Source organism: Streptomyces sp. NPDC023838 (assembly GCF_040639555.1).
Lineage (GTDB): Bacteria > Actinomycetota > Actinomycetes > Streptomycetales > Streptomycetaceae > Streptomyces.
The window spans coordinates 138,271-164,774 of the sequence record NZ_JBFAAD010000004.1 but is presented as its reverse complement, the minus strand read 5'-3'; the positions used below and the strand labels follow the sequence as shown (position 1 = coordinate 164,774).

The 26,504-nt window shown below is 65.0% G+C and carries 25 protein-coding genes and 3 pseudogenes; 5 read left to right on the top strand and 23 right to left on the bottom strand.

From position 1 onward, the window contains the following. Positions 1-79: 79 nt before the first annotated feature. Positions 80-1,375 (bottom strand): annotated as a pseudogene (gene gltX, locus AB0G17_RS07075) (glutamate--tRNA ligase); the annotation flags it as partial. A 276-nt stretch (positions 1,376-1,651) separates the two neighbouring features. Then, positions 1,652-2,511, bottom strand: a pseudogene (locus AB0G17_RS07070) (hypothetical protein). A gap of 476 nt (positions 2,512-2,987) precedes the next feature. Between AB0G17_RS07070 and aspS the strand changes: the two are divergent. Continuing rightward, entirely contained in the window at positions 2,988-4,298 is a 1,311-nt protein-coding gene (gene aspS, locus AB0G17_RS07065) for an aspartate--tRNA(Asn) ligase (RefSeq protein WP_361376763.1), read from the top strand. Positions 4,299-4,413: 115 nt separating this feature from the next. Here the strand turns inward: aspS and AB0G17_RS07060 are convergent, their stop codons facing one another. After that, positions 4,414-4,896 (bottom strand): NUDIX hydrolase, encoded by a 483-nt coding sequence (locus AB0G17_RS07060; RefSeq protein ID WP_361376760.1) that lies wholly within the window; start codon positions 4,894-4,896, stop codon positions 4,414-4,416. 10 nt (positions 4,897-4,906) lie between these two features. Continuing rightward, positions 4,907-6,127 (bottom strand): helix-turn-helix transcriptional regulator, encoded by a 1,221-nt coding sequence (locus AB0G17_RS07055; protein ID WP_361376757.1) that lies wholly within the window; start codon positions 6,125-6,127, stop codon positions 4,907-4,909. Between the two features lie 329 nt (positions 6,128-6,456). On the opposite strand from AB0G17_RS07055, the gene AB0G17_RS07050 reads away from it, so the two are divergent. Next, on the top strand, positions 6,457-6,924 hold the full coding sequence (locus tag AB0G17_RS07050) for a helix-turn-helix transcriptional regulator (protein ID WP_361376754.1): 468 nt from the start codon (positions 6,457-6,459) through the stop codon (positions 6,922-6,924). Positions 6,925-6,990: 66 nt separating this feature from the next. On the opposite strand, the gene AB0G17_RS07045 is transcribed toward AB0G17_RS07050, so the two are convergent. From AB0G17_RS07045 to AB0G17_RS07020, 6 genes and pseudogenes are all read right to left on the bottom strand, one after another. Further along, complete coding sequence (locus tag AB0G17_RS07045; RefSeq protein WP_361376751.1) at positions 6,991-7,977, bottom strand: hypothetical protein; 987 nt, start codon at positions 7,975-7,977, stop codon at positions 6,991-6,993. A gap of 86 nt (positions 7,978-8,063) precedes the next feature. Further along, positions 8,064-8,366 (bottom strand): helix-turn-helix transcriptional regulator, encoded by a 303-nt coding sequence (locus AB0G17_RS07040; RefSeq protein ID WP_361376748.1) that lies wholly within the window; start codon positions 8,364-8,366, stop codon positions 8,064-8,066. Positions 8,367-8,790: 424 nt separating this feature from the next. Then, positions 8,791-9,345: a flavoprotein gene (locus tag AB0G17_RS07035; protein WP_361376745.1), complete on the bottom strand. Its 555-nt coding sequence runs from the start codon at positions 9,343-9,345 to the stop codon at positions 8,791-8,793. Positions 9,346-9,350: 5 nt separating this feature from the next. Continuing rightward, positions 9,351-10,064: a hypothetical protein gene (locus AB0G17_RS07030; RefSeq protein WP_361377220.1), complete on the bottom strand. Its 714-nt coding sequence runs from the start codon at positions 10,062-10,064 to the stop codon at positions 9,351-9,353. A gap of 371 nt (positions 10,065-10,435) precedes the next feature. Continuing rightward, positions 10,436-10,582: pseudogene (locus tag AB0G17_RS07025) on the bottom strand (helix-turn-helix transcriptional regulator); the annotation flags it as partial. Positions 10,583-10,948: 366 nt separating this feature from the next. Continuing rightward, entirely contained in the window at positions 10,949-11,134 is a 186-nt protein-coding gene (locus AB0G17_RS07020; protein ID WP_361376742.1) for a helix-turn-helix transcriptional regulator, read from the bottom strand. A gap of 455 nt (positions 11,135-11,589) precedes the next feature. Between AB0G17_RS07020 and AB0G17_RS07015 the strand changes: the two genes are divergently transcribed. Further along, positions 11,590-12,633, top strand: a complete 1,044-nt coding sequence (locus AB0G17_RS07015; RefSeq protein ID WP_361376739.1) for an AAA family ATPase — start codon at positions 11,590-11,592, stop codon at positions 12,631-12,633. Next, positions 12,630-13,181 (top strand): guanylate kinase, encoded by a 552-nt coding sequence (locus AB0G17_RS07010; protein ID WP_361376736.1) that lies wholly within the window; start codon positions 12,630-12,632, stop codon positions 13,179-13,181. Before AB0G17_RS07015 ends, AB0G17_RS07010 begins: the two co-directional genes overlap by 4 nt. Before the next feature lie 19 nt (positions 13,182-13,200). Here the strand turns inward: AB0G17_RS07010 and AB0G17_RS07005 are convergent, their stop codons facing one another. Further along, the gene (locus AB0G17_RS07005; protein WP_361376733.1) at positions 13,201-14,073 is read right to left on the bottom strand and encodes a DUF1932 domain-containing protein; all 873 of its coding nucleotides are present in this window, start codon (positions 14,071-14,073) and stop codon (positions 13,201-13,203) included. A gap of 9 nt (positions 14,074-14,082) precedes the next feature. Next, positions 14,083-14,733: an HAD family hydrolase gene (locus tag AB0G17_RS07000; protein ID WP_361376730.1), complete on the bottom strand. Its 651-nt coding sequence runs from the start codon at positions 14,731-14,733 to the stop codon at positions 14,083-14,085. A 388-nt stretch (positions 14,734-15,121) separates the two neighbouring features. On the opposite strand from AB0G17_RS07000, the gene AB0G17_RS06995 reads away from it, so the two are divergent. Further along, positions 15,122-16,099 carry an ATP-grasp domain-containing protein gene (locus AB0G17_RS06995; protein ID WP_361376727.1) on the top strand — a complete coding sequence of 326 codons (978 nt, stop codon included), beginning with the start codon at positions 15,122-15,124 and terminating at the stop codon, positions 16,097-16,099. A 141-nt stretch (positions 16,100-16,240) separates the two neighbouring features. Here the strand turns inward: AB0G17_RS06995 and lysX are convergent, their stop codons facing one another. From lysX to AB0G17_RS06940, 11 genes are all read right to left on the bottom strand, one after another. Then, on the bottom strand, positions 16,241-17,824 hold the full coding sequence (lysX, locus tag AB0G17_RS06990) for a bifunctional lysylphosphatidylglycerol synthetase/lysine--tRNA ligase LysX (RefSeq protein WP_361376724.1): 1,584 nt from the start codon (positions 17,822-17,824) through the stop codon (positions 16,241-16,243). A 129-nt stretch (positions 17,825-17,953) separates the two neighbouring features. Next, positions 17,954-19,216 (bottom strand): pyridoxal phosphate-dependent aminotransferase family protein, encoded by a 1,263-nt coding sequence (locus AB0G17_RS06985; protein WP_361376721.1) that lies wholly within the window; start codon positions 19,214-19,216, stop codon positions 17,954-17,956. Beyond that, positions 19,213-20,046, bottom strand: coding sequence for a hypothetical protein (locus AB0G17_RS06980; RefSeq protein ID WP_361376718.1), 834 nt, complete (start codon positions 20,044-20,046; stop codon positions 19,213-19,215). Before AB0G17_RS06980 ends, AB0G17_RS06985 begins: the two co-directional genes overlap by 4 nt. Beyond that, complete coding sequence (locus AB0G17_RS06975) at positions 20,043-20,738, bottom strand: SDR family oxidoreductase (RefSeq protein WP_361376715.1); 696 nt, start codon at positions 20,736-20,738, stop codon at positions 20,043-20,045. The genes AB0G17_RS06980 and AB0G17_RS06975 overlap by 4 nt, the downstream gene beginning before the upstream one ends. After that, positions 20,738-21,445, bottom strand: a complete 708-nt coding sequence (locus AB0G17_RS06970; protein WP_361376712.1) for a hypothetical protein — start codon at positions 21,443-21,445, stop codon at positions 20,738-20,740. Before AB0G17_RS06970 ends, AB0G17_RS06975 begins: the two co-directional genes overlap by 1 nt. After that, positions 21,442-22,407, bottom strand: a complete 966-nt coding sequence (locus AB0G17_RS06965) for a radical SAM/SPASM domain-containing protein (RefSeq protein WP_361376709.1) — start codon at positions 22,405-22,407, stop codon at positions 21,442-21,444. The genes AB0G17_RS06970 and AB0G17_RS06965 overlap by 4 nt, the downstream gene beginning before the upstream one ends. After that, on the bottom strand, positions 22,404-23,063 hold the full coding sequence (locus AB0G17_RS06960) for a phosphotransferase (protein ID WP_361377184.1): 660 nt from the start codon (positions 23,061-23,063) through the stop codon (positions 22,404-22,406). Before AB0G17_RS06960 ends, AB0G17_RS06965 begins: the two co-directional genes overlap by 4 nt. 575 nt (positions 23,064-23,638) lie before the next feature. Continuing rightward, positions 23,639-24,517 carry a GNAT family N-acetyltransferase gene (locus tag AB0G17_RS06955; RefSeq protein ID WP_361376706.1) on the bottom strand — a complete coding sequence of 293 codons (879 nt, stop codon included), beginning with the start codon at positions 24,515-24,517 and terminating at the stop codon, positions 23,639-23,641. Positions 24,518-24,713: 196 nt separating this feature from the next. Further along, on the bottom strand, positions 24,714-25,436 hold the full coding sequence (locus AB0G17_RS06950) for an HAD hydrolase-like protein (RefSeq protein ID WP_361377181.1): 723 nt from the start codon (positions 25,434-25,436) through the stop codon (positions 24,714-24,716). 247 nt (positions 25,437-25,683) lie between these two features. Then, complete coding sequence (locus tag AB0G17_RS06945) at positions 25,684-25,911, bottom strand: hypothetical protein (RefSeq protein ID WP_361376703.1); 228 nt, start codon at positions 25,909-25,911, stop codon at positions 25,684-25,686. A gap of 109 nt (positions 25,912-26,020) precedes the next feature. After that, entirely contained in the window at positions 26,021-26,488 is a 468-nt protein-coding gene (locus AB0G17_RS06940) for a PPC domain-containing DNA-binding protein (protein ID WP_361376700.1), read from the bottom strand. Between the last annotated feature and the right edge of the window lie 16 nt (positions 26,489-26,504).

The window sequence follows — 26,504 nt, the reverse complement described above, 5'->3', positions numbered from 1 at the left end:
CAGACCCACACCGAGAGGCAGGGCCACGGTCGGGCACCGCCAGCAAGCCCCCTATGCCCGTGCCGCCCGAACGGTTGTGAGCGTCGAAGAGTGGCAGGCCCACTGCCCGTCCGGTTACTGCGACGCGCACCGGTGCCTGGGCCTTGCCCAGCTTGAGCCTCTGCTCGGCGGCAACCTCCTCCAAGCCTGCCTTGAGGGCATCGGCCGTCCATGCGACCGCGCTCCAGCGGTCCCGAGTGGAGGCCAGAACACTCTCTGCGCCGAGCTTCATGGTCCTGGCCCACGCTACGTCGTCGATGGGTGGCTGCTCGAGGAAGATCCAGTCGACGTACTCGGTGACCTCCCCGAGCACGGTCACGCGGCTCTGTGCCAGCGGGGCGACTGTACGGAAGGCGGCCTCGTCGAAGGCATCTGGCGGCCAGGGCGCCTTCGGCGCCTCCAGCCATGGTCGGCACGCGTCCCGGAACTCGGCATCGGTGAGGTTGCGCAGGTACTCGCCGTTGAACGCGGCGAGCTTCTTCACGTCGAAGTACGCGGAGGACTTGGTGACATCCTCCAGCCGGAAGAGGGCCTCCAGCTCCGCGTAAGGGCTGATCTCGATATTGTCGCCAGGGCTCCAGCCGAGGAGCATCAGGTAGTTCACCATCGCGTCAGGCAGGTAGCCCTCGGCGAGGTAGTCCTCGAGTGCGACCTTGTCGCGGCGTTTGGATAGCTTCTGCCGCTTCTCGTTCACGATTACCGGCAAATGCCCCCAGACAGGGGGTGCAGTGCCGAGGGCATCCCAGAGAAGCTGCTGCTTGGGAGCATTCGACAGGTGTTCTTCACCGCGGATGACGTGAGTGATGCGCTTCTGAATATCGTCCACGGTGTTGGCCAGGATGAACACGGGGGTGCCGTTGCCTCGGGCGATCACGAAGTCTTCGATGGCTTCGTTCGGGAACTCGGTTCGGCCCCGCACTGTGTCATCGATGACGGTGAAGCCGTCGTCAGGGGCGCGGAAACGAAGCGCACACCCCGGCAAGAATTCCAGTCCTCGGTCGCGGCAGAACCCGTCGTATCCGAGGTGCTGTGAGCCGGTGCGTGCGACGACCTGGTCGCGAGCGCAGTCGCAGTAGTACGCGCGGCCGGCACTGTGGAGGCAGCTGGTCGCTTCTCGGTGTGCGTCGGCGTTGTGCGATTGGAAGTACGGGCCTTCAAAGGCCGAGTACTTGTCGCTGATGCCGATGGCTGCAAGGGCGCTGATGATGCCGTCTACCCATTCGGGGCGGTTGCGTTCGGTGTCGGTGTCCTCGATGCGCAGGACGAAGCGGCCATGCTGCTGTCGTGCCAGTGCCCAGTTGTAGAGGGCGGAGCGGGCTCCACCGACATGGAACATGCCCGTCGGTGAGGGGGCGAAGCGGACACGTGGCGAGTTCGACATGCGCGGAGGCTAGTCGCTGCTTTGCCCGGCTCGCTCCTGATTTTCCTTGCCAGCGAGTGCTGCGGTTGGAGCGGCCTTCCGAGCGGCGTACTGCCTACCGCGGGTCAGCACCATGGCCGTGGGCACGGACGATCCCGCCCACCTGGGCCAACTGCTGGGAGCCCTGGCCAGCGGAGTGGACGAGCGAACCGTGCGCGAGTACCGGGACCTCATCCGGGCCCGATCGCGTGGTCAGCCCGCCTGAAGCTCCGCGGCGACGTGCTCCGCCATGCGACGCGCGGGCTCCAACCGGGGGTCCTGCGGGTGCGCGTCAGGCCCGAGGATCTTCGAGCACGCGAAGAGCGTCATCAGCTTGCCGTCCCGGCTCTCGAAATCGTGGCGCCGCTCGTGCCGTACGCGATCGGCCAGAGGGGGGACGGCCGGGGAACCGCCCCACAGCGAGGCAGCATCCAAGCCACGCGGCGCGTTGCCCCAGTCCTCCCAGTCGAAGAGGGAGAACTTCGGCGCGGTCATGTTGGCCCAGCTCAGATCCGCATGGGCCGGCACCCACCGCTCGACGGTCGTGTCGAAGTCAAAGCCGGGGACAACGCTGCGGAGGGCTTCGGTGACGAGCGCCTGCGTGATGGTGAGGGTGTCCGGGGTGGCAACGCGCCTCGTGTCTTGGGCCGCGAGCGCGTCCAGGGAGGCGTTGAGCGCCTGCCACCAGGCATCCTCCAGCTTCGGGTCCTCGCTGAGGATCGCAGTACCGATGGGCGCACTCGGCAAGAGCTCGGTCTCATCAGCCCGCCACATCACGGACCCGTCCGCGTCCCGCCAGACCACGCACCCGCGCCACACGGGCTGGACGATGCCTTCCAGACGAGCGGCACACTCGGTGCCGTTCCAGCCCTGCACGCCGATCTTGTCGAGCCCGCGCCTCTCGATACGGACCCACGTCCGCCGGTCCGTCCGGGCCCCGACCGAGCGGCGTTTGCGTACCACCGTGTCCCGGTCCAGCTCGACTTGAAGGGACCGCTCGACGTGATCGAGAACGTCGTCCACCAGTCAACTCGCAAGTCCACGGCGCGCGCCGAAGGTGCCGAGAGCGGCATGAGGGCGACCGTAGCACCGGGGCGACTCCTCCCAAGGTCATCTCAAGAAACACGACGGGATGCAGGTACAGCGGGGCGCGGCAACCAAATGCCGGGGGTGCCCGTTCCAGTCGGCGAGACCCTGCAGTACCCCCGGCTGTGGGGTCACGCCATCGGCCCTGGCGAATAACTGAGGCATGGTTGGCCCTGGCCGCTCTATCCTCGCTCCTAACGCGTTGACGGAGACGAGTAATCCGGGATCACGCGAGTCGAGAGAGCCGCCGGGACTGGGAAGGTGGTCTCGCGCCCCGAGGTGAAGACCCTCCCGAGCGCGGGGAGGAACGACCACGTCGTGGTCCAATGCCCCGCCGGTTGGCCCCCGTCACTGGGCCCGAATGAGGCCGCCACCTCGTGGCGGCGAAAGTGCGGTGGTACCGCGAGTTCCCTTCTCGCCCGCACTCCCAAGGGATCATGACGATGTCCTTCGGAGGACCGCAGTGATCCAAAGCCGCGTACACGTCTCCGACCTGCGAGAACACGTCGGCCGTACCGTCATCGTCTACGGGTGGGTGAACACCCTCCGCCTGCAGCGCAAGATGCAGTTCGTCATCGTGCGGGACAGCACCGGCATGGTGCAGGTGACCCACAAGCGCGACGACGGACCCCTGGAAGCCCAGCTCGAAGCCCTCACTCCCGAGTCCGCCGTGCGTATCACCGGCCGCGTCGTCGACGCCGCCCAGGTCAAACTCGGCGGCCTGGAGATCCTCCCCGAGACGGTCGAGGTTCTGAACCTGGCCGCGACGCCGTTGCCGATCGACGAGCACACCGGCCTGGAGCAGCGTCTCGACTGGCGCTTCCTCGACGTGCGCCGCCGCCCCGCCACCCAGCTGCTGTTCGCCGTGCAGACCACCCTGGAACAGGGCATGCGCGAGTACGCCTACGCGCAGGGCGCCACGGAGATGCACACTCCCAAGCTCATGGGCACCGCCTCGGAGTCCGGTGCGGAGGTCTTCACGCTCGGCTACTTCGAGCGCAGCGCCTATCTGGCGCAGTCGCCGCAGTTCTACAAGCAGATGGCGATCGCGGCCGGCATCGACAAGGTCTTCGAGATCGGGCCTGTCTTCCGCGCTGAGCCGTCGTTCACCTCCCGGCACGCCACCGAGTTCACGGGCGTCGACGTGGAGCTGGCCTGGATCGACGGCGTCGAGGACGTGATGGTCTTCGAGGAGCAGATGCTCGCGCATGCGATCGCCAAGGCCACTGACGCGCACGGTGAGGCGATCGCCGAACTCTTCGGTGTCGAGGTCACCGTCCCCGCCACGCCCTTCCCGCGTATCACCATGACCGAGGCGCACGAGATCTTGCACGCGACCGGCTGGGACCCGGAGCGGGTCAAGGAGGACGTGGACCCGGAGGGTGAGCGGAGCATCTCGGCGCGCATCAAGGAGGCCACCGGACACGAGTTCGTGTTCATCACGCACTACCCGGTCGGCATCCGGCCCTTCTACCACATGCGCCCTGACAGCGACCCGGGTGTGACCTTGAGCTTCGACCTACTGTGGAAGGGCCTTGAGGTCACCACCGGCGCCCAGCGCGAGCACCGCTACGACGTGCTCCTCAGGCAGGCCGCCGAGAAAGGCATGAGCCCCGAGCCGCTGCAGGACTACCTGAACGCGTTCCGCTTCGGGTGTCCGCCACACGGCGGGTTCGGCATGGGGCTCGGAAGGGTGCTGATGGTGATGCTCGGCCTGGACTCCATCCGCGAGGCCACGTTCCTGTTCCGCGGACCCAACCGGCTCACCCCGTAACCCGCCAAAGACCGCGTCCCGCGGCCGAGCGTGTGGCTCGTATCGCGGGACACGGTCTTCCGTAGCGGATCAACAACGAGGCCCATCACTCAGAGTGAGACCAATTGGGCCCAGGTCAAGCCCCTACATCTGGCAATATCCCGTGTTCCAAATAGGCGGTAGAGCCATCCATGCGAGCTTGGATGCCAGCGGTGATCCGCCGTACGAGGCGGGGGATGGTGAGCTCTGCTAGTTGTTCGGCGTCATGGAAGTCGTAGCCCCGGAGCTCGTCGGCTTGCAGGGTGATCCGTTGGCGCTGCTCTGCGCTGACGCGGCCGCCGTCGAAGAGGTAGAGGACCTTGTCTCCCTCGCCCGGGTTCGGTGCCCAGTCCACGACAAGCAGGCGGCCGATGTGGGGCTTGATGCCCAGTTCCTCGTGGACTTCGCGCACGCAGGCTTGCAGTGGCGACTCACCCTGTTCGACGTACCCGCCGGGGATGTCGCGGTAGTCCTTGTACGAGGGTTCGACGAGCAGGACCTGGTCGGCGTCGTTGAAGAACAGGGCACCTGCTGCCATGCGCGGGCGGGCCATCTTCGCTTCGTGCTCGTTCTCACTCACGGGACGGACTCTAACTGCCGACGACGCCGAGCCTGCGGGCCAGGTCTGCCACGGGCTGGGATGGCCGGCCTCGGGTGCCGCGGATCCAACCGATGACCAGTTCACGGCTCAGGTAGTGGTGGCGCACCTGCTCGGGGGCGGCCTGCTCGGCGTCGAGCAGGGCGGCCAGGGCTTCATCGGTCCGGTTCCAGGCGCTGAGTGCTCGGGCGACTTCTAGGCTGTGCCGCACGCGCCGTTCCACGGGGAGGCCGCTGGTGTCGATGCGTTGCCCGAGGTCTGCCGCGATCTGGATGTCCCCGAGCTCTCCGGCGGTGGCGACGCAGTGGATGGCCACGTTGGTCGGGCCGAAGGCCGTCCACAGGTGGTTGGCGTCGGCTCCCAGCCGCTGCGCGGCCTCGTCGGCTTCCCGGAGGAAGGTCTGTGTAGTGGCCCGGTCCTCTGCTCTGGCGGCCGCCATGGCTCCGCCGAGGACGAGCGTGCCGTAGACCGAGAGGTACTCGTCGCTCGCGTTGCCCAGGCCGGGCTGCATGACGGCCGCCGCATCGTTCACTAGCTGGATCGCTGCTGTGAAGCGGCCGGTGGCCATGAGGCAGTGCGTGACCGCGCGGAAGAGCGAGCCCGTCACCATGTGCTGGCCACTCTGTTGCGCTGCCGCCAGCCCGCGGTCGGCGGCGATCCAGGCCAGTTCCGACTCTCCAACCTTGCCCAGCACCATGGCCGCACCGTGGTAGGTCAAGGCGAGCTGGGCATGGGCCTCCTCTCCTTCGCCCCCTGAGTACGAGCGGGACGCGGCGAGAGCATCGGCCAGGACGAGAGGAAGCCGTCGAGTCGCAAAGCCGTAGCGCGAAGCTTGGTAGGCGTCGAGGACTTCCTTCACGTTGGACCGCAGGTCTTCCAGGCCGGGCGGTTCGTCGTCGGACGGGGAACTCAGCAGTGGCGTGAGCTGCTTGTAGTCCATGAGGGCTTCGCGCAGGGCGGGGACCGTGCGGCGGCCGGTGTCGTTCGACCACTCCATGAGGGTCGGTTCGGCGAGCAGGTCGCCGAGGGAGACGTCGAGGGCCTCGGCGAGTGAGGTGATCACTGAGAGGCGGTCGAGCTCGATCCGGTTGTTCTCCGCTTTGCTCAGCCAGTCCGTGGTACGTCCGACGAGACCGGCAAGGGCCTCCTGGGGAATGCCACGCCGGCGCCGATACCAGGCAACGCGCTCGCCGATGGTCAGGTGCTCTGTCATCCTTCGCATGTCCTGAGCATCACCTCGTGGCCGAAAGAGACCCCGGAAGGATTTTCTGGGGTGCTGTGTTACTCCTTGCCTATTGTCGCAGCAGACCGAGAAGTCCGCCGGGCAATGTACTCAACTCCCGTTGCCTCAGCTGGCCTTAGAGCAGCCCCAGGCTTCTCGATGGGGTCGGGAGCGGCCTGCTGAATGGAGGTGCGGAGGACGCGCAGCACGAAGCTGACGGAGTCGCAGATCAGGCCAGGGGCCTCCTGCAGGCGCTCTCGCCTGAGCTCACGTCCGTCCACCCCCATCATTTCATTTCCCGCAGTGAGGAGAGGTGTTCCGTGTCGGCACTCCCCGCAGTCAAGGAAGCCACGGCCGCAGACCATCAGCACCGATGCCGAGGATGTAATGTCCGATTGAGTCGGTACAACAGTGATGCCCACTGCAGTGCTTGTGCACGCCGTGCATGGCGCTCCGTCTCTCGTGAGCCACGCGTCCCTCTGCAGATCTGGTCGTCAGCAGAGGTGCGAACAGCTTTGGTGGAAAGAAACTTTGGCGCTCTCTGCTTACTAGTTCGGAGGCTTGGTTCGCTCAAGCAAGAAGACCTGGCCGAACTGACCGGACTGAGTCAGGCATTTCTGTCGATGCTTGAGTCCGGGACACGCAGGCTCACCAACATCGAAAAGATAGTCATGCTGCTCAACGGACTCGACGTGCCACTCGAACTCACAGGACCGATCCTCCGTAGTGCTGATACCTCGATGGCGCGCATTCCACAATGCGTGGAGCCCGAGCATCCGTCCGTGTAGGAATGATTGATACACCCGCCCGCCCCACTCCTCGATGGGGTCGACGATTATTTGACCTCGGAGAGATCAGAAGGGCCAGCCACGCCGGTCAGCCAGCCACCGAAGCGTCACCTCGCCACACCAGGTCTGGTGTTGTCGAATGTGCGGAGACCAGTCCGCCGGCGGTTGCGCGCCCGAGACCAGGAAGAAGCCGGACAGGGCGGCGAGCGCAGCATCGAGCTGGTCGTCATCCACTTCGCGGGCTGTGGGATGAGCCTCGAAGATCGCGGTCGCATCATGGCCGTCGGCGTACGCGGAGGCCAACAGGAGCACCAGGTCGAACCAGCTGGCCCCCAGGCAGGGCCAGTTCCAGTCGCAGATCCACGCGCTGCCGTGCGCATCGAGGAGGACGTTGTCCTGGCGCAGGTCGTGGTGTAGGACGGCGGTCCCAGCCACCGCCGATCGCCATGTCGATTCCAGCTCGGCGATCGGATCCAGCGTGTCGAAGGGCACCCAGCCGGACAAGGAGAGTGCCGTGCCTGCGCCACCGGAGGCCAGGGTGCGCCAGTCGTCGAAGTCGCCACTGTCGCCGACCGGCTTCAGTCCAACCTGTTCGAGCTCCCCGGACGGTATTGCGAGTGCCTCGGCGGTGACCGCGTACGCAGCAAGGGTGGCATTGAGGTCGTTGGCCTTCCAGGGGGCGGCAGGCATGTGGCCGCCTTCGACCGCGTCGAAGGCGAGCACGAGCCACCCGTCGCGCTCGTCCATCCACTGGATGCGGGGTGCTGGAACGGTGGGCGGGAGCGCCTCGTTGATCACGGCCTCTCGCCGGTAGCACTCGGCCACCACGGTGTTGTTCCGGACGTCGACGACTTTGACGAACTGGGAGTGGTGGGCGCCTCGGACGACGGCCGCGTACCCGCTGGTGAAGCCGCCGCCGGCGCTCTCCTCTGCGTGTGCGGCACCGCCAAGGTGGTATTCGATGAGGTCGCGGACCTGTCGAGGAAGCTGGGACCAGCGGGGGCGTGTGGCGGTGGAGCCGTACTGAAGTCGCGGGGTAAGGATCTTCGGCATGCAGCCAGGGTGAGGGAACGCTCGCCTGTGCGCGACAGGTTTCGTGACGCCGTCTCTGCCCTGGCTCGGCAACCAGCACGGCGAGGTCAGGATCGTGAGGTAGCTGCCGGAGCGGAGCCAGTGGGCGGGTAGTGCATGCTGGGCCTCAGCATCGGCCCAGTGAGGTCTGGTGGAGCTTGCAGGCCATCCAGCAGTTGGATGATCTTGTCGATGTTGGTCAGCTTGCGGGCTCCGGACTCGAGCATCGACAGGAAGGACTGACTCAGGTCGGTGAGTGCGGCTATGTCGTCTTGCCGGACCTCTCCGTACTGTCTGATCAACTGGCACATGCGTCCGAATTCGCGGTTGATCAAGGCATCCCGGATATCAGGTAACTGCCAGACGTCCATGGGGATGCTGCGCACGGTCGGCCGGTTGCCGCGGCTGCAACCGGAGCACACCTCGTCCTTGTTGTATCGGCTCAGACGGCATTGGCAGAGGCTGCAGAGCCGGGTGCCGCTGGTGGGCGCAGGGGCGCTCCTCGCAGCACTCGCGACAAGGCACTCCGTGCCCGACGGCGTGAGGGCTGCTTCTGGCGAGTGTCGAGACGAGTGGTCGCTGCCGCCACCTATCCCTTCCATGCGTGAGTTCGGGCAGCCGTTGGGCCTGCAGCCTCGGGGCCTCGCGCCGGGGAGCGTCGCGCTTAATTCCTGATCGGGCATCCGTTCCCTCCGGTAGTCGGTGATGCCCTCAGGCTGGTGCCCGTCGAGGCGACGGGCCCGGACAGACTGTCCGGGTCCGATTCCTCGCGCTTGCGGTCTCATTGGAGGAATGTCAGGAGATGGCCCTGCTGGCCTGGTCCAGTACGGCTTCCCAGGGGTACCGGCGCGCTGGCATTCCAGCCCGCGGCTCAGCGAGTGGCCATACTTCGTCTCCGTAGATCAACCGCACCTCCGAATCGTGAAGGGCTTTGATGTGCCCCTCCCACGCGGGGTGCCGGGCGTGGGCGGCGTTTACTCGGGGCCAGACGACTACCGGGAGGTTCAGTGTTCCGATGGCTTCGTTGATCTGTGTCAACGCCTGGCTGTCTGAGATCCCCAGGGCGAGCTTGGCGACGGTGTTGGCGCTCGCCGGGGCGACGACGAAGCAGTCCACTGGCGGGTGGGGCCGGGAGCCGCCCGGCAGGCGTGGTTCAGACCGCACGGGGAGGCCGGTCAGCCTTTCGAGCTCTGTGGTCTCCCCGCTCGCGCGGAGCCACTGGGCTGCGGTGGGCGTGAGCGTGACCGCGACCGTCCAGCCCTGCGCGAGGGCGGGAACCACGAGCCCTGTACGCAGCTCTTCGATTCCGCCGGCGCTCGATCCGACGACGCCCAGCACCTTGCCCTGCATCGGACTCACTGCACCGCCCTGCATCGTTGGGCCATGGCCAGCAGCTCGGACGAGTGGCTGCCGCCTGTGACCGGGGACTGTTTCCTCAGGTCGCGAAGGGTCTCGCGTACACGTGGATTGTTCCGCACGAGCTGCGGCGATGTGCGTTCGGCCTCCCGCAGTTCGCTGAAGGACTCGTCGACGCGCCCTCTGAGGCAGAGCGCGCGGGCGTAGTCGATGCGATGGGACACGGCGCGTTCCGCCGGCATGTGGGAGACGTCGATGCCGCCGTGCTCGACAACGTACGGGATGTTCTCCAGGTCCAGCTCGATCGACAGGCGGTGCAGCTCAACGTTGGTCGGACCGAAACAGGTCTGCCAGCGGTTCTCGTCGGAGCCGAGCTGATCGGCGAGCCGATTTGCTTGATCCAGCAGGGAGTAGGCGGTGGGGCGGTCCTGATGACGGGCGGCGGCCACAGCGGCTCGCAGATGAATCATGCCCAGAAGGCTCAAAGCTGCCGGGTCGTCCTCACGCACCTGCCTGGTGAGCCAGGCGGCGGCGGTATTGCCGAGTTCGAGAGCGTCCTCGTAGCGCCCGTTGGCCAGCAGCGCGTGCGTACCGGATCGGGCGGCGGAGACGAGTGACAGCGGGTCCTCGGATTCGTCGGCGGCCCGCATGGCGCGCTCGGCCGCGAGCCAGGACAGGTCGGACTCGCCGACCTTGGCGAGGGTGGTTGCCACCAGGTGATGTGTACGAGCCGAGACGGCGAGACCACGTCTCCGCTGATCACCAGGCGGAAGGTCTTCCAGCTCCTGGGCGATCCTGAGCAGACCGGGCAGGGCGGAGATGACGTCTCCAAGAACGCCGGCTTGGTAGTCGCTCCAGCTGCGTTCGACGAAGACCTGCGCTTGGTCCGGCCGCGGCAACTGCCGCTCGGCCGTGGGACCGAACAGCAGCTTGGACAGTCGCCGCGGGCCATCAATGCATCGCGGACCGCTGGCACGTCGTCCATGTGCTTGTCCTCGTCCTCCAGGAGGACGGGCTGCCCCATCAAGTCGCCAAGTGGAACCCGTAGTACGTGAGCAAGTTCAGCGAGCTTGTCGATCCTGGGCGGCTTCCGCACGCCTCGCTCGATCTTCGACAGCCAGTCGGTGCCATGACCGACGAGACCAGCGAGCACAGGCTGCGTATATCCCCGGCGCTCGCGGTAAAACGCGATCCTCTCTCCGATGCTGAGGTGATCACCAAGACCACGCATGCCCGCTCCCTCCCCACTTTCGGTTCGTCATTCACGGTAGCGGCCAAGCAAGCCGCGAGATCGGAGAGCGATTCGGGCTGCTGTGCCGTGCTCAACATCCGCCCTTGGGCTCAGAACGGGCCGGACACTTTGTCCGGCTACATCCACGAGCCCACGAGACGCCAGCGTTGTACCTGTCCGCGATCACGGCAACGGCCGATGCCTGGGAACTACTTGCGGGCCGGCGCAGCACGGGGGAAGTCCCCGAACCGAGCCCAGAGCCGGAACATTAAGAGAAGCCGCACGGACGGCTTCGCTGATCACCTAGCAGCCCTGGGCGAGAGCAGTTGACCAGAGACTCTGGCATACGCGACTTCCGATCCGAGGTCACGAAGCCGCGCAGAGAGGCAGACCAGGACCGACCGGAGTAGGACGCAGCATCGGCCCCGTGACGTCGATGGGGGCGTTCAGCCCGTTCAAAAGCAGGATGATCCGGTCGATATTGGTGAGGCGCCGCTGTCCGGACTCCAGCATCGACAGGAACGGCTGACTCAGATCCGTCAGGTAGGCCACGTCTTCCTGACGGAGACAGCCGTACTCACGTACCAGCAGGCACAGCCTGCCGAAGTCCCTGTCGAGCAGCGCGACTCGTACGTCTTGGCGGGCCCAAACATGGGGTGGCACGGTAGGACCCGCGAGTTGCTCTGACGCCCCGACGCGAGCGCAACCGGAACAGATGTGGTCGCTGTTGTACCGGCTCAAGCGGCATTGGCAGGTGTTGCACCGCCGAGTGCCCATCGGAGTTGAAGCTCCCTCGGTGGTTCGCAGCCCCGACACCCTGATCGTCTCCTTCACCAGATGGTCAGCCCGGTCCGGCAGGCGCGCTGCCGGAGTGGGCCCCATCACACCGGTCTTCGGCGATGCGGAGTATCACTGGTGCTTGGCGAAGTCGCTCATCATCGGGCAACGTGACTTTTCAACATCCGCTTACACACGAGGTCATGCGGGGCAGACTTAGGGTCCCGATCATGATGAGCACTGGGCAGGCGGTAGGAGTCGTGGGAAAGAGCCGCGCGGGGTGGCGTCCGGACCAACTTCGTGGCATGCGCGAGGCGCACGGCCTGACGCTTGAGGGCGCTGGCGAGCGGCTGCGTGAAGTGGCGCGCGCTGCCGGAATCACCGTGCCAGCAGCAAACTTCCAGACCCTCTGGCAGCACGAGCAGGGCGAGGTCTACCCCGGCCCCCACTACCGCCGGGCCTACTGCCTTCTCTACCGGGCGACCGAACCCGAGCTGGGGTTCCGGAAGGCACTTCCGGGGGAGCAGACACAGCTCAAGCTCACACCCACCGAGGCCGAGCCGCTCGGCGACCATGTCCTGGCCGTCGAGCGCGCAGTACTGCAGATCGCACCAGGCGACGATGCCAGCAGCAACGGTCAGGAAGTACGGCAGCGGATCATTGATGCCTGGAAGCGCCGTCACACTGGCGGCGACCCGAATCGGCCCACACTGTTGATAGTTGGTGGATACGCGGGCAGCGGGAAGTCGGAATTCTCGCGGTTCATTTCACGGCTCACCGGGTGGCCCGTCCTCGACAAAGACCCCATCACCCGGCCGCTCGTTGAGCGTCTGCTGGTCGAGATGGGCAGCGACCCAAACGACCGCCACTCCTCGGTGTATCGCGAGAAGGTACGGCCCCTGGAGTATCAGTGCCTGCTGGAGACCGCCTACGCCAACGTCGACTGTTCGATCAGCACGGTGCTCACCGCACCGTTCGTCGCAGAGGTGAGCGATGAGCGGTGGATGCGTCGGCTGATCAACCGGTGTGAGGCGCGGGGCGTGACCGTGGCGGTCATCTGGATCCAGTGCGACCTGGAGACCATGCACGAGTACATCAGCTTCCGTTCAGCAGCGCGCGACAGCTGGAAGTTGCAGAACTGGGACGAGTACATCGCGAGCCTTGATCCTGAACTTAGGCCAGCTGTCCCACACTTGGTGGTCGACAACCGTCTCGGCGCGGCAATATCCCTCGCTGATCAGGTTCGGCAGATCTTCGGGACGGTGTTCGCATGAAGCGGGGCATCCTGCTGTACGGTCCACCCGCCTCCGGGAAGGACACCATCACCACCGCACTATGCGACCTCAGCCCGCGCTACGGAACGTTCACCCGCCTGAAGATCGGCAGCGGCCGCACTCGCGGCTACCGGATGGGATCCGCCGACCAGCTCGCCGAACTTGAGGCCGGCGGAGACGTCATCTACCGCAATGACAGGTACGGCAACATCTACCTCGTAGATCGTCCGGGCCTCGTCAAGGCCATGCAGGACGAACGTGTCCCCATCGTGCACCTGGGGCAGGTCGCGGGACTTGAGGCGGTGACAAAGGGGTTCCCTGCCTCGTGGACCAGCGTGCTGCTGTGGTGTTCCCGGGAGAGCACCGCGATCCGCTCCAAGGGGCGCGGTGACAGCGATACAGCGGCCCGTCTGGCCGCCTGGGACGCTACTGCCAAGGACATCGACGCCAGCTCCGAGTTCTCGTGGGATCTGCGGCTCGACACCGACGCCGTTTCCCCGGCCGAGGCAGCGCAGGAGATTGACCTCCTGATTCGCCGCAGCGGCTGATCACAGGAGCAGCAGGCGCCTACGGTTCGTCGTACCTCACAAGACCCTGGTCAGCGTGCAGAAGCGAGAGCGCCTCAGTAATTGTGAGTTCGCTGTCTCGGGCGTCTGACCACCGGTGGAGAACTCGGCTTGCCGCTTCCATCAGGTCGTCTGGTAGGCTGGCTTCCCTCAGCAGGTCTGCTGCATCGTCTAGCTCAGGGCCCCAGCGCCAAGCGCGGGACGCCGTCTTGGGGATGTAGTTGGTCTCGGTCAGGTAGCTGCCACCCCGCTTCCCTGCGATCTTGACCAACTCGTCGGCGACGCCATTGGCCTCGGCAAGGCCGTAGGCGAGCGCCGCCAGGACGCGGGACGCCTTCTGATAGCTCGAGTACGACAGCTTCAGCGCGGAAGCCGTGCCTACCCTGGCATCCAGTACATGGGTCTTCACATCACTTCCCACGAACAGAGCCGCGGCCTGGGAACAGCCGTCTGGACTCCCAGACAGGTACAGCATGGGCTGCTTGCCTCCCGTCGGCGGGGAGCCGACTACTGCGCCGTCGATGACGGCGACTCCAGGAAGAAGTTCTGCGACTTCCCGGACACGGTGCGGCGTGATGGCGTTCGCCTCGATGAACAACCGGCCGTCGAAACCGCAGACAGCCACCTGGTGCGCGACGTCCACCGCGGCAGCAGGTGGGCATAGAGACAGCAACACCTGGGCCTTCGCGACCAGTTGACCAAGGTCGTCGACGCCTTCGAGGCCGGCGTCCTCCGCCCGAGCGCGGGATCGGTTGCTGCGCCCGTCCGTGCACCACAGCACCCGCACGTTCCGTCTACGTAGCTGGGCACCGAAGGCGGCGCCCATGCTGCCCGGGTGCAGCAGCCCAACCGTAACTACTTCAGAGCGCGCCACGACGTCCCCTCAGCTCCCGTCTGCGAGCAGCAGATCGATCGCCTGCCGTACGTCAGTGGCGATGCGGTCCGGCGCTACGTCACCACCGGGCCATGGCCTGCCGCCGCTGATCCAGATGGTGCGAAGGCCAGCCGCGCTGCCGCCGCGGATGTCGGTGTCCACCCCGTCGCCCACCATCCAGCCTCCGTCAGCAAGGTCAGCTCCGCAGGCCGCGGCCGCCTTCTCGAAGATCGCCACTTCTGGCTTCCGTCCGCCGGCAGCCTCGGAGGTGCACACAGCATCGATATGATCGGCGATGCCTGCTCCTGTCGCTTTCGCCGTCTGGATCTCTTCGCCACCGTTCGTAGCAATGACGGTCTTCCAACTGGCACGCCGGAGCATGGACAGTCGTTCGAGCACGGCGGCCGGGCAGGTGACCGAGCGCGCCATGTGGGCCACGTAGTCATGCCACAGTGTCGCGCTCAAAGGGGCGAGACCGTACCGTGCACGGATCGTCTCGAACGTCGCTGGGCAGGCGCGCTCCCGCACGAGCTGAAGCAGATCCGGGCGGTCCCTGTCGTCCAGGGCATGGCGCGTGGAGAACGCTGAAACCCAGTCTGCCAAGGGACCTTGGCGATCAACGAGCGTGTTGTCGAGGTCGAAGATCACCAAGCGCTGCATGGTTAGACCCTACGCGACGAACGGGCTGCCGTGACAAGTGAGGACGTATAAGAGCCCCGCTCAGCCCTGCGCTTACGCCAAGAGCACGGCTTGGACGTATCACAGCGGTGATGTGCTCGATTCACCCCCATCAGTCACGCTTGACATCTGATCGACAACACCGCAGAAGTGTTCCTTCGTCGTCACAAGGATGGGCTCATGCGGAAGGCAATCGAGGCAACCCACCGGCTTGCAGCGAAATGGAGCGCGCGCCTCGGCGTTCAGCGCTGCAAGTCCATGACTGCGTCCCTCAGGGAGGTGCGGGATCGTGGCTAGCAGCCATGAGACGACGGGAACATCCCAGCATTCGAGCCCCGGCATTCCATTCGCATACCAAATGATCACTCGGGTGGCACCCAAGCTAGGCATTACTCTGGAGCTCGAACCGTGGGGGTGCGAGGCGGCCCGCCTTGAATTCCCCAACGGACAGATCGCCTACTTCCGCCATGGCAACCTTGACGTCAATCGCTCCGGTAGTGCAGATCTTGCACGAGACAAGTACGCCTGCGCGCATTTCCTTGCACGTGCCGGTATCCCGGTTCCGTCGAGCTTGCCGATCCGCGCAATTGACGAGGAAATGTACGAGGAGCTTGACGCCTTCGTCGCGCGGCACTCTTGGCCCCTTGTCGTGAAGCCCAATAGTCGTTACGGCGGTCAGGGCGTCGAGAGAGTAGACAACATGCCCGCTTTGCGTTATGCCGTGAAACAGGCGTTGAGCATGGACAAGATCGCCCTGATTCAACCCTTCCTCCGGGGCCAAGACGTCAGAGTCGTGGTGTTCGACGGTTCACCGATCGCAGCGTACAGCCGTATTCCTCCGATACTCATTGGTGATGGTAGGCGTTCAATACAGGTGCTACTCGAAGAAATTTATGGCGAGCCTGCTGGGCCGGAGAGGCGGCTTCCGAACCATGGTGAAGCAGCAGCTCGACTAGCGAGGCGAGAAGGCGGGCTGCATCGTGTTCCAAGCAGCGGCGAGCACGTTCCTCTAACGGACGCTGCCAATGTGGCGACAGGGGCAGACGTGGTCGACCTGTCTCGCAGGCTCCCAGCCGAAGTTCTGGCCTTGGCGGTCAGCGCGGTCCGCGCTGCGGGACTGCGTTTGGCCGGGGTAGACCTCCTGGTCGACCTCGGGTCGGAGCGTCCTGACTTCGTTCTCTCGCAGTCTCAGCGCGATGTGCCGTGCGATGGCCGTAACGACGAACAGTCCGTCGTCTTGGAGATCAACAGCGCTCCTGAACTGGATGGCTTTGCCTCGCTCGGGACCAGTCAGGCAACCCTCGTTGAGAACCTGTACAAGTCGGTCTTGTTGGAGATAGCAAGATAGCGCTACCCGCGGCTCCAAGGATGGCGCCTACGAGACAGAAGTACTCGTCGAGGGGCTGCCAGATCTTTCCGGCGGGTGCTTCAGTGTGGCCTCTGCGTTGACTTCACGCAGAGGCCACACTGATTGAGCGCCAGGGGCATGTCAGCTGGGCTTCACCAAGGGGAACAAGATGGTCTCGCGGATGTTCTTCCCGGTGAAGGCCATGATCAGGCGGTCGATGCCCATGCCCATGCCGCCCGTTGGGGGCATCCCGTACTCGAGAGCGCGGAGGAAGTCCTCATCGAGTTGCATGGCTTCCGGGTCACCGCCCGCGGCTAGCAACGACTGTTCCGTGAGCCGCTGGCGCTGCTCGATTGGGTCGACCAGCTCCGAGTAGGCGGTGCCCAGTTCGGCGCCGAACCCAATCAGATCCCACTTCTCGGCAAGGAGCGGCTCGAAGCGGTGCTGGCGGGTCAGCGGCGAGGTCTCGACCGGGTAGTCCATGACAAACGTGGGCTGCATGATCGTATGCTCGACAAGCTCCTCGAAGACCTCCTGGACCAGCTTGCCCTGCCCCCACTTGGCGTCCCAGGTGACCTCACGGGCGTCAGCGAATTTCCGGACGTCTGCGATTGAGGTGTGTGGTGTGACCTCCTCGCCGAGGGCGTCCGAGACCAGGCCGTAGACGGTCTTGCGCGGCCACTCGGTGATGCCGAGGTCGTACTCGACGTTGTCGTGAACGACCACGGTCGAGCCCAGCGCAGCCACGACGGCCTGCTGGATCGACCGCTGGGTGAGGTCGGCCATGTCGTTGTAGTCGAGGTAGGTGCCGTAGGTCTCGAGCATCGTGAACTCGGGGTTGTGCGTGGAGTCCGCTCCCTCGTTCCGGAAGTTCCGGTTGATCTCGAAAACCTTCTCGATGCCGCCGACGACGAGTCGCTTCAGGTACAGCTCGATCGCGATGCGGAGGTACATCTCCATGTTGTAGGCGTTGATGTGGGTCTTGAACGGCCGGGCCGCCGCGCCGCCGTGGATCCTCTGAAGCATGGGCGTCTCGACCTCAAGGTAGCCCTCAGAGTGCCAGAAGTCCCGGATCGCCCGCACGGTGTCACTGCGCAGGTGGGCCATCTTGCGGGACTCGTCGTTGACGATGAGGTCGAGATACCGGTACCGGACACGGGCTTCGGGGTCGGTGAGGCCGGCGTGCTTCTCTGGCAGCGGCCGCAGGCACTTCGACGTGATCGCCCAGCTCTCCGCCATGATCGACAGCTCGCCGCGCTTGGACGAGATGACCTCGCCGGTCACGCCGACGTGGTCGCCGAGGTCTACGTCGCGCTTCCATGCCTTGAGCGCGTCTTCGCCGACACCCGCGAGGGAGATCATCACCTGGATGTCGGCGGTTCCGTCCCTAAGAGTGGCGAAACAGAGTTTGCCGCCGATCCGTGACAGCATGACCCGTCCCGTGATCCCGACCTTCTCCCCGGTCACGGTGTCGGCTTCCAGCTCGGGGTATTTTTCCCGGATTTCGCCGATGGTACGTGTGCGCGGGTAGGTCACCGGGTACGGCTCGACGCCGTTCTCACGGAGACGTGCCACCTTCTCCAGACGGACGCGCATCTGCTCCGGAGCATCCTCGTAGATCTCGTCACTCATGGCACAAGGATAGGCGGAAACTCCCTGCGTCTTCGCCTTGGTTAAGAGTCTCCTGATCCGCCAAGATCGGCTTACTGAGGGCGTGTTGACCACCTCTTGAGCTGCTCGGCACCTCCGCTCGGTTGGTCACCGTCAACACCGTGGTGCCGTCTGGCATGCCGAAACGGCTCACCCGCGCGTGGAGCAAGCTGCCACGAAAGATCAAGGCGGGATCTGGGCAGGTCAAGTGGCACTTCCGGTGCCACTAGTCGCCAATCCCATGAGCGCAGGGGCCTGCGCCGAGACGTCGTTGATTCGTTCGAGAAGGCCATCAATCTGCTCGCTGTTGTGCATGGCTGACACGGTGAGACGGATACGGCATGCCTCCGGAGAGACGGCTGGCGGGGTGACGGCGACGCACCAGTACCCTTTGTCGAGTATCAGCTCCTCGAACTTTGCTGCTGCATGTGGTGTCCCCATGTGGAGGGGGACGATGGGGCCGTCGCCAGGCGGATGGATGCCCATGCGGGCCAAGCCAGTTCGGAGCCGACGTACGTTGGTCCAGAGGGATTCGCGCACTCCCGGCTCGCTTCGGAGGATCCGCAGGGCCGCAGTGGTCGCTGCCGCCTGTTCCGCCGGCAGACTCGAGGTGAAGCGGTAGCCCGAGCTGAAGGTGCGGAGCATTGCGATCGTCCGTTCATCACCCAGAACGGCTCCTCCCATGCCCCCGAAGGCTTTGCTGAGGGTGGCAACTTGGAGGGGGATTCGGCCAGTGAGTCCGAAGTGGTTGGCGGTGCCGGATCCGTCGGCGCCGTACACACCCGTGCCGTGAGCGTCGTCCACCAAGAGGACTGCTCCGTGCGCATCGCAAATTTCCACGAGGCGGGGGAGATCCGCTAGGTCGCCGTCCATGCTGAACACCCCCTCCGTGACGACGAGGGTGGCGTGGCTTCTGTACGCGGTGAGGAGGTCGGCGAGGTGTTCGCCATCGTTGTGTCGGAAGCGGACCCGTTCGGCTGAGGATTCTCGTGCGCCCATCTGGATGCTGCGGTGACACAGCTCGTCGTAAACGACCACTGGTCGACTGCTGGGCGAGGGGGATCCGTACCAACGGCGCGCCAGTTCACCGGCATCGAGGATGCCGTGGACAGCTGCAATGTTGGCCAGCAGTCCGGTTGCGGTGATGAGAGCTGATGGCTGCTTCTTGAACTCGGCAAGCTCATATTCGAGTTGTTCGAGCAGCCCGAGGTTGCCGCCGAGTCGGCGGGATTCGCTGGTGGCGTGGGTGTGCTCGCGCAGTGCTTGGATGGCTGCAGCCTTCACTTCAGGCCGGTGGTTGAGGCCGAGATAGTTGTTCGAGCAGAAGGAGACCACCGTGCTGCCATCGTGGAGGCGGACGAGCGGTGTGGGCAGAGTCTCGCTCCGGCGCTCCGGCGGGAGAAGTCCGCGGTCGGCCAGCCAGTCGTGGGCGGCGTGAAGGTCGGAGAACAGCGTTGCTGTGTTCATATGGCGAGCCTCAGGCTGGAGGTCACGGTGAGCAGAGACGCGGCGGGGAAACCGTCTTGATGGCGGGCCGCAAGTTCAGTGGCCCAGCGAAGGAGCTCGTTGTCCTCGGCAAAGAAGTTGTCCTCCCCTTGGCGTACCAGGACTCCGCGAGTGGATAGGTCTTCTAGCGCCTGTCGGCAATGAGAGGCTTCCAGTTCTGCGAACCTGCGGTAGCCGGGGTCGACGCCGAAGCCGCCATTGGGGTGGTCCTTGTCGAGGATGCGACCCATGACGTCTTCGGCATCGAAGTCCCTGCGTCCAAGGTCCGGCAGGCATAGGGTCACGATGGTGGCCCATGCTTGCCTACGCAGTCCCGCGAGGATGTCTCGGCGGCCGGCTATGTATCGGCTGAAGGCCAATGCGCCCATCCAGGCCAGGTACCAAGTGTCCTCGCTGCTGTTCCAGTAGGAGTCACCCACCTCCAGGGGCAGCACAGGTTTGCCGTTGATCACGGGGATCCCTCGGCCTGCTGCGGCGTCGTCTGCCTGGTCGATCGTGAAGTATTCGCCGGGGTAGCGATGGTCGAGACGCATCCCATGCCGGTCATGCAGGTTGCGGTAGTCGTCGATGAAGCCGCTCAGGCGGTGAAAGAGCACGTCGTCAGGCTTCGTGCCAGCGGGGAGAATGACGTTGACGTCGATGTCGCTGTCCCCGCGGACGGCGGCGCCGAAGGGAAGGCTTCCGCTGGTGAATGCCACCACCGAATCGGGTATGTGGAATTCGACGATTTTGCCAAGCTGCTCGTGGATGCGGTCAGCCTCGTCCAAGCCGACGATCTCGCGAGGCTTCACAGGTCCCCCACCGCATTGTTGACGAAAAGCGTCTCCACGCAGGCTTGCGGGGGAAGCTGAATTGCCACGACAGTCAGCTCAGCGATGGATGCGGGATCCATGAATTCCTTCTTCTCATCGGGCTGCAGATGGTCATACGAAGGCGTATCGACTGAGCCGGGCTGGACGCTCGTCACTCTGACGCGGCGTGGCCGGAGCTCGTCTCGCATGCTCGCGGCGAATCCCTCCAGGGCGTGCTTGGAGGCGCAGTACAAGGACCAGTCGGCAAAGCCCCTGCGGCCTGCGATGGAGGAGACGAAAGTGACCACCGCCTGGCCGTCACGAAGCAGAGGTGTGAACGCCTGGGTGGAAAAGATCGCCCCGGCCACGTTGGTGTCGAAGAGTTCGTCGTACTGAGCGCGGCTGGCGGAGGGAAGTGGCGTCGGGTAGCCGACCCCCGCGCACAGGATCAGGGCATCTACGCGTCCAGAGGAGCTCCCCACAGCGTCGGCAGTGCTGTTGACAGCGTCGACGTCGCGAACATCGACATCGTGCGTACGGCAGCCCTCGTGATCGGCGTGGATGTAGCTGCTGGCTCGCCGGGCAAGGATGTGGACCTTCCAGCCGAGGTTGAGCAGCTGGGTGCTGATTGCCTCGCCGATCCCCAGGCTCCCTCCGGTGATAACCGCGACACGCTCGGTGGTCTGGTTCATCACTGGCCTCCGGTCAGGTCCTCTTGGATGGACTGGCATAAGTCATCTACCGCGGCAGCGATCCGTTCCGGAGTACTGGTGAACACATCACCGTCGCGGTTGTGGTCCGAGATGACGAGCAGGCACCGCATCTGGTGGCCGGCGAGAGCAGCCGCGGAGAACAGGTGGGCGCTCTCCATGTCGACGCAGTCAGCTGTGCTCGCGAGCCGCTGGTGAAGAAGCGTGGAGTCGGCTAAGCAGCCGACCGTTGCGGCAACCCCACCGGGCAGGAGCGACTTGGTCGGATGGCTACGAGCGTAGAACGACAGGCCGACAGGAAAGGTCGACTGGCTGGGCGCTCCCGCAGAGGGTTCTGCGATGAAGGCAGACTCCGGGTCCAGAGTGGTGCCGATCGGTTGGTTCCGCAGGCCACCGGCCAGGCCGACGAACGTGATCCGCGTCGGTTGTGGCAGTGCGAGGACGATGTCCTTGGCAGCTGTGCCTTGAGGAACGTGTACGACGGCAGCGTCCTCGATCAGGGAAGTGCGCCACCAGCCGTTGCATTCCGTTCCGCCGCGGGCCAAGGCTGTGTGGATGCTGCGGATCGGGGTCAGAACCAGCTCGCAACCGCGCCAATCGCAGCCAAGCAGCGTCATAAGTGCCCGCCGCCGCCATTGTTCGTCCGGCACCTGCACCTGGTTGGGGATCACCTGTGCTTGCGCGGTCACGGCTGGATCACCGGCAGCGAGAACAGCGGAAGCGGGCAAGCTGTGGCCAGTTCTCGGACCGGTCGCATCATCGGTTCCACGCCTGCGCGTAACTCGGTGAAGGACGCTTCTTCCAGGTTTCCCAGACGGAACCGGTCCTGGTCCAACTTGTAGAGCCACGAGCACGTGGCCAGGTCCCCGTTCGGTGCCACGAAGAACACCGACTGTCCGGCTGGGCATCCCTCAACATCGCTGGGCTGCGGCATCCCGAGGCTGTGGTCGATCTGCATGCCAAGATGCTTGTACTTCACCTGGAGCTGGGTCAGCTCATCGAACAGCCGCTGCTTGCGCTCGGGCGACAGGCCCAGCTCCGCATGACGGGCAGCCCGCCCCGCGGGGAACACGGAGTTGATGACCAGCGCCTCGACGCCCAGAAGTGCCATCTCAGCGCAGAACGCGGCCACGTGCTCCACGTTCCCGGGGTGAACAACATGGGAGACCCGGACGGGGACTCCAGCAACCAGGAGACGTTCAACCGCAACTATGGCTCGGTCGAACGATGTCGGCTTGTTGCGCACGAGTGCCTGTGACTCCCGATTGTGCCCGTCCACGCTCACCGTTATTCGACGCAGGGCAGTCCCGCGCAGAGCGTGGGCAGTTTCCTGCGTGATGAAGTAGCCATTCGAGTTGACGTACACCTCGGCTACCTTCGGATCAATGGCGGCGATGATCTCAACGAGATCCTCTCGGGCGAACGGCTCACCGCCGGTCAGGTAGAACTCGGTCACCCCAGAAGAGACCATTTCTCGCACGGCGTCGAGAAACCGGGTGGTGCTGAGATCGTTCAAACGAGAGATCTGCGGTGAAGAGTCTGACAGGCAGTGCTTGCACGCCAGATTGCAGTAGTTGGTGACCTCCCATACAACCGTGGCACCCTCCGTAGGAGGACGGAATCGGCAACGATCCCCCACCATCTTGGTCATATCAGTCCCCTTTCAGAGGCTGCGATCGCAAGGCTTGCGTTACTGAGTACGGCTTGTTCAAACCCACCCGCCCCCAGGCGGTGGCTGCGATGCCATGCCGCGCACTGGACTGCCCAAATGGCGATAGCTCCAGCCATACGGTCGACCAGAGAAGATGTTGTCTTGGCCTCCACCATTAGTCGCCCTTGGCGGAGAAGTTCCATCCGCGTGTGCGCCGGCAGGTCAAGGGACGGTGTCAAGCAAAGGGCTGCGATGTCGTGGAGGGGGTCTCCGGGACCGTAGAACTCGTAGTCCAACAACCACGCTCGTGGTTGCTCAGGATCGACGAGTACATTGAGAGGAGTAGCGTCCCCGTGGCAGGGCACTCGCAACGGCTCCTGTATCGCCCTGTGAATTGCTTGGGTGCTTGCTGGAGCAAGAGAGGCGAGAGTTGCGGCCAACTCGGCCTGAGGGTCGCTTATCCGAGTCGGCGGGTCCTCGGGCCACGGTCCCGGAAGTCCGATGGAGGCGACCACCGTCTCCAATACTTCTTGCATCCACTTGGAGGGATGGCCAGCTGCTGGGTCGTCGAGCGGCACTGCAGGAACCTCTGCCAGGACCAACGTCGGCGGATTCCGGCGATACTCAAGGACACGCGGAGCAAGGCCGTCCGGCATTTGCTGCAACGCGCGCAACTCGCGCTCGTACGGCTCCGGAGAGGCGTACGACTTGACGTACCTCGAGGTTTCCGCCCGTGAGCTGCCCGTTGCTGCGACGTGCCACAGAGATCGCCCCGAACGGTCAACGCGAACGGGGGTCCACCCGTTGGTACCCTCTTCTTGATTCGCAGTATCCACCGACCCTATATCCATGGGAAACTCCTCAACTGTGCATTCGACGCATGAAGGAACCCGCTGGCGCTGATACAGGCATCACCATGACTGCGACGGCTCGGTGTGCTGTGCTAACTCTCCTTGGCCTACGGGCAGTTGGCACATTGCGGCTGTGATATCACCCAGGTGATGTGTCGCTCCGTGGCGACGGGCACCTGCTTGGCGAGCCGCAGCCGTAGGTGAGAGTCAACTTCGCAGGTGTCGGCGTCGTCTTCGGACGGCCTCAAGATCATGGCGGCGAGTCTGAGTAGCACCTGCGGACATAGTTAGCAGGAGGGTTCCGCGTAATGCCGTCGGTGGTGCGCCTCAGATAGCAGAACTGCCCGTTGCGCCGTCCGGCGTGGGACCTCCGCGAGTTCTCAACTCGCTTCTGGCTCGCTTCGCGCGAAGTCGTACAGCGCGAAGTCGGTCACTCGACGGTACCCGATCCTTTGGTAAAGGCCGTTGCTAGTGCGGTTTGCCAGGTCCGCGAACAGCACAACCTCCCTGGCGCCCGCAGCCAGCGCGGCCCGGCTTACTTCGACCGTCGCGGCCGCCGCGTAACCACGGCCTCGCAGGTGTGCCGGCGTGTAGACGGGGGCCACTCTGATCTGGCCAGCGACCATCGCGGTCGTACCCGCCATAGAGACAGGGACGCCGTCCGGAGTCTGCCAGAGCCTGATTCGCCCGTTGGCGATGCGTGTGTCTGCCCATGAGCTCGCGTCCGAGGAAGGGACTTCGCCAATGGCATCGACAAACTCGTGATACCAGCGCATGAGCTGCTCACGATCCTGCTCTCCCGCTACGCGCCCCCGGCCTTCCGGGAGCGGTTCCGGTGACGTGAGCGCACCAAGTCTGTAAAGGCGCTGTCGCTCGTGGAGCAACGGCCTCGGGCCCCTGTGCCGCTGCCAAGCCCTGGCGAAGGCAGTGGCGGTGTCACGGTCTCCACTGACTCCGGGGAGGGGGTACCCGAGGCCAGCCAGATGAGCGGCGAGGGCGTCCGCCTCCCCTGCGGCGAGGGGGGTAAGGACGAGGCGATGAGGTGGAGTGCGGAAGAAGGCGGCACGGACCTCGCCCCCCCGCTCCAACCAGCCGAAGATGGGGGCCCCGGCCGCATACGCACCCGCCCCACGATCACGCACGGCCGCGGTTACCGTCAGCGGGAGGGTGTGCAGAGCGGGGCGTGACTGCAGAAAGTCTCCGGCTCGGTCGAGGAAGCCGTCGACATCTTCAGTGAGGTGCCAGTGCCCCGGGCGCATACCTCACGATCACGCGTGGTCACGACGTGCGCCCGTTGGACTCGGCCGGTCAGGTGACAGGGTCAAGCAGGCGCGCCGTAGCCCCATACAAGAACTCCGGAGGCTATGCGCCGGGCTGCTCGGCGGAGACCACAGACTGCCGAAGGCTTGCTGTCGGCACCCTGCCCCGTCGGCCGAGCCGGCGATGGGGAGTCGTTCAGGTCGTGACAGATGTGATCGCGTCTATGAGGTGCTTCACGTCATCGAGGCTCGCGAGAACAACATTGGCCCCCGCTTCTTTGAGGTCCTGAGCGGAGGTCTTGCCCGAGTCCACACCGATTACCGAAGCGCCGCCCTCCAGGCCGGTGCGTACATCCTCGACGGAATCCCCGATGATCACCGTGTTAGCGCGTGTGAAGGATGTGCCGTGTTTGGCTTGCGCGCGCTTCTGCGCGATGCCGACAAGGGCGGGGCGGTGGTCGTCGTCGGAAGCGAATCCTCCGATCTCGGTGTCGAGGTAACCATCTAGATTGAAGGCTGCGAGCTTTAGCAGAGCGTTCGATTTGAGGTTGCCGGTGACTACCGTCGGCACCCACCACTCATGCCCCTGCACGGCTTCAAGTGCAGCGACAGCTCCGAACATGAGGACACCTTGGCCAAGGAGATCTTCAGTGTGAGCTGCGAGCCGCTTGGGCAGCAGCTCCTCCATCCGTGGCAGCGGGTCTGGGACCACCGATTCAGATACGCCGTTGTCCAGGAGCAGGGAGCGGATGGCGACGGGCATGGTCACGCCGGTGCCGCGCGCCGGCAGTCGCCCGGCAGGGCGGCCTACCACTTCAGCGAACGCCTCCCGGTACACCTGGCGGTCGATGTCGCCGACGTACAGCAGCGTGCGGTCTATGTCCCACAGGATGAGGGTCCGCTGGGCGGTGCCGGTCACGTTCAATTACTCGCTCCTGTCACAGCGGCGGCACGGTCCACTAGGTCGTGAGCATACGTGGCGTCTCCTACGGCCTGGAGGTCGCCGAGCATCGTCTCAACGTGCTCGTTCAAGCAGGCCGACTACAACTGCTCTGCAAGATCGGGTGCCCTGCGCCGTGTCGCACCCCGCTTCGGAATCGACTCGCCGAAGGTGTGCGGACGCGGACCGGGACAGGAAGACGCCCTTGTTCGATGATCGGCTGGGTTCAGCGTGTCGTGCGCCTTCCTGAAGCTGGTGACGGCACGCTGTGGCTCGTCCAGATCGAGGTAGCAGCTGCCAGCGTGTCCGTGAATCTCTCCTCGGCGATCCAGTACAGCCAATGCGGCGAACGTTCGGAACGCCTCTGCGCGCACAGCTCGGCGGCCTGGCCGAGCGCGGCGAGCACAGCCTGGTGCTCGCTCGCGTGGCCGCGGGCTTGCCGGGTCAGCAGCATCGCCTCCAGGGCGGGCGCGCCGTGGGGTCTGATCTTTTCGCGGGCAGGTCGTGCTGCTGTGACGGCGCTGCGTAGCGCGCCGGTCGAGTAACTGTGGGGCGGGAGCAGCTCATTGTGCAGCGCCAAAGGTGAGGAGGGGCACGTCGTACAGCGCGGGGTTGCGCGGCCGGGTCATGGTCGGCGCGACGACCTCGACCACGAAGAGCTCGCTGAGGAACTGGACCTTGGCGCTCAGTAGGTGGCTGGTGCGGCCGTCAGCCGATTGTGCCTTGAGCCCGGCGGAAACGTGGATATGCGGGAGGACGCCGCCGGTTTCCGGATCGTGGGCGAGGGTGCCAGCGCCGAACGCCTCGACGTTGGTGACGTAAGTCTTGGCCCAGACCGGGGCGTCCGGGTCCTCCAACTTCTCGCAAGCTCCGACGATTTCCGCTTCGGCGAAGGCACCGATGAACGAGGGAACGTAGCCCTGGCGTATCCCGTTCTCGCGGCAGAACACGGAGAGCGTGTCGAAGAAGTCCTCGCCATGGTCGAAGGTGACGCCAAAGGTGCGGCCGATGGTCAGTTCGTGGGCGCGCATGCGGGAATCCTTAGAG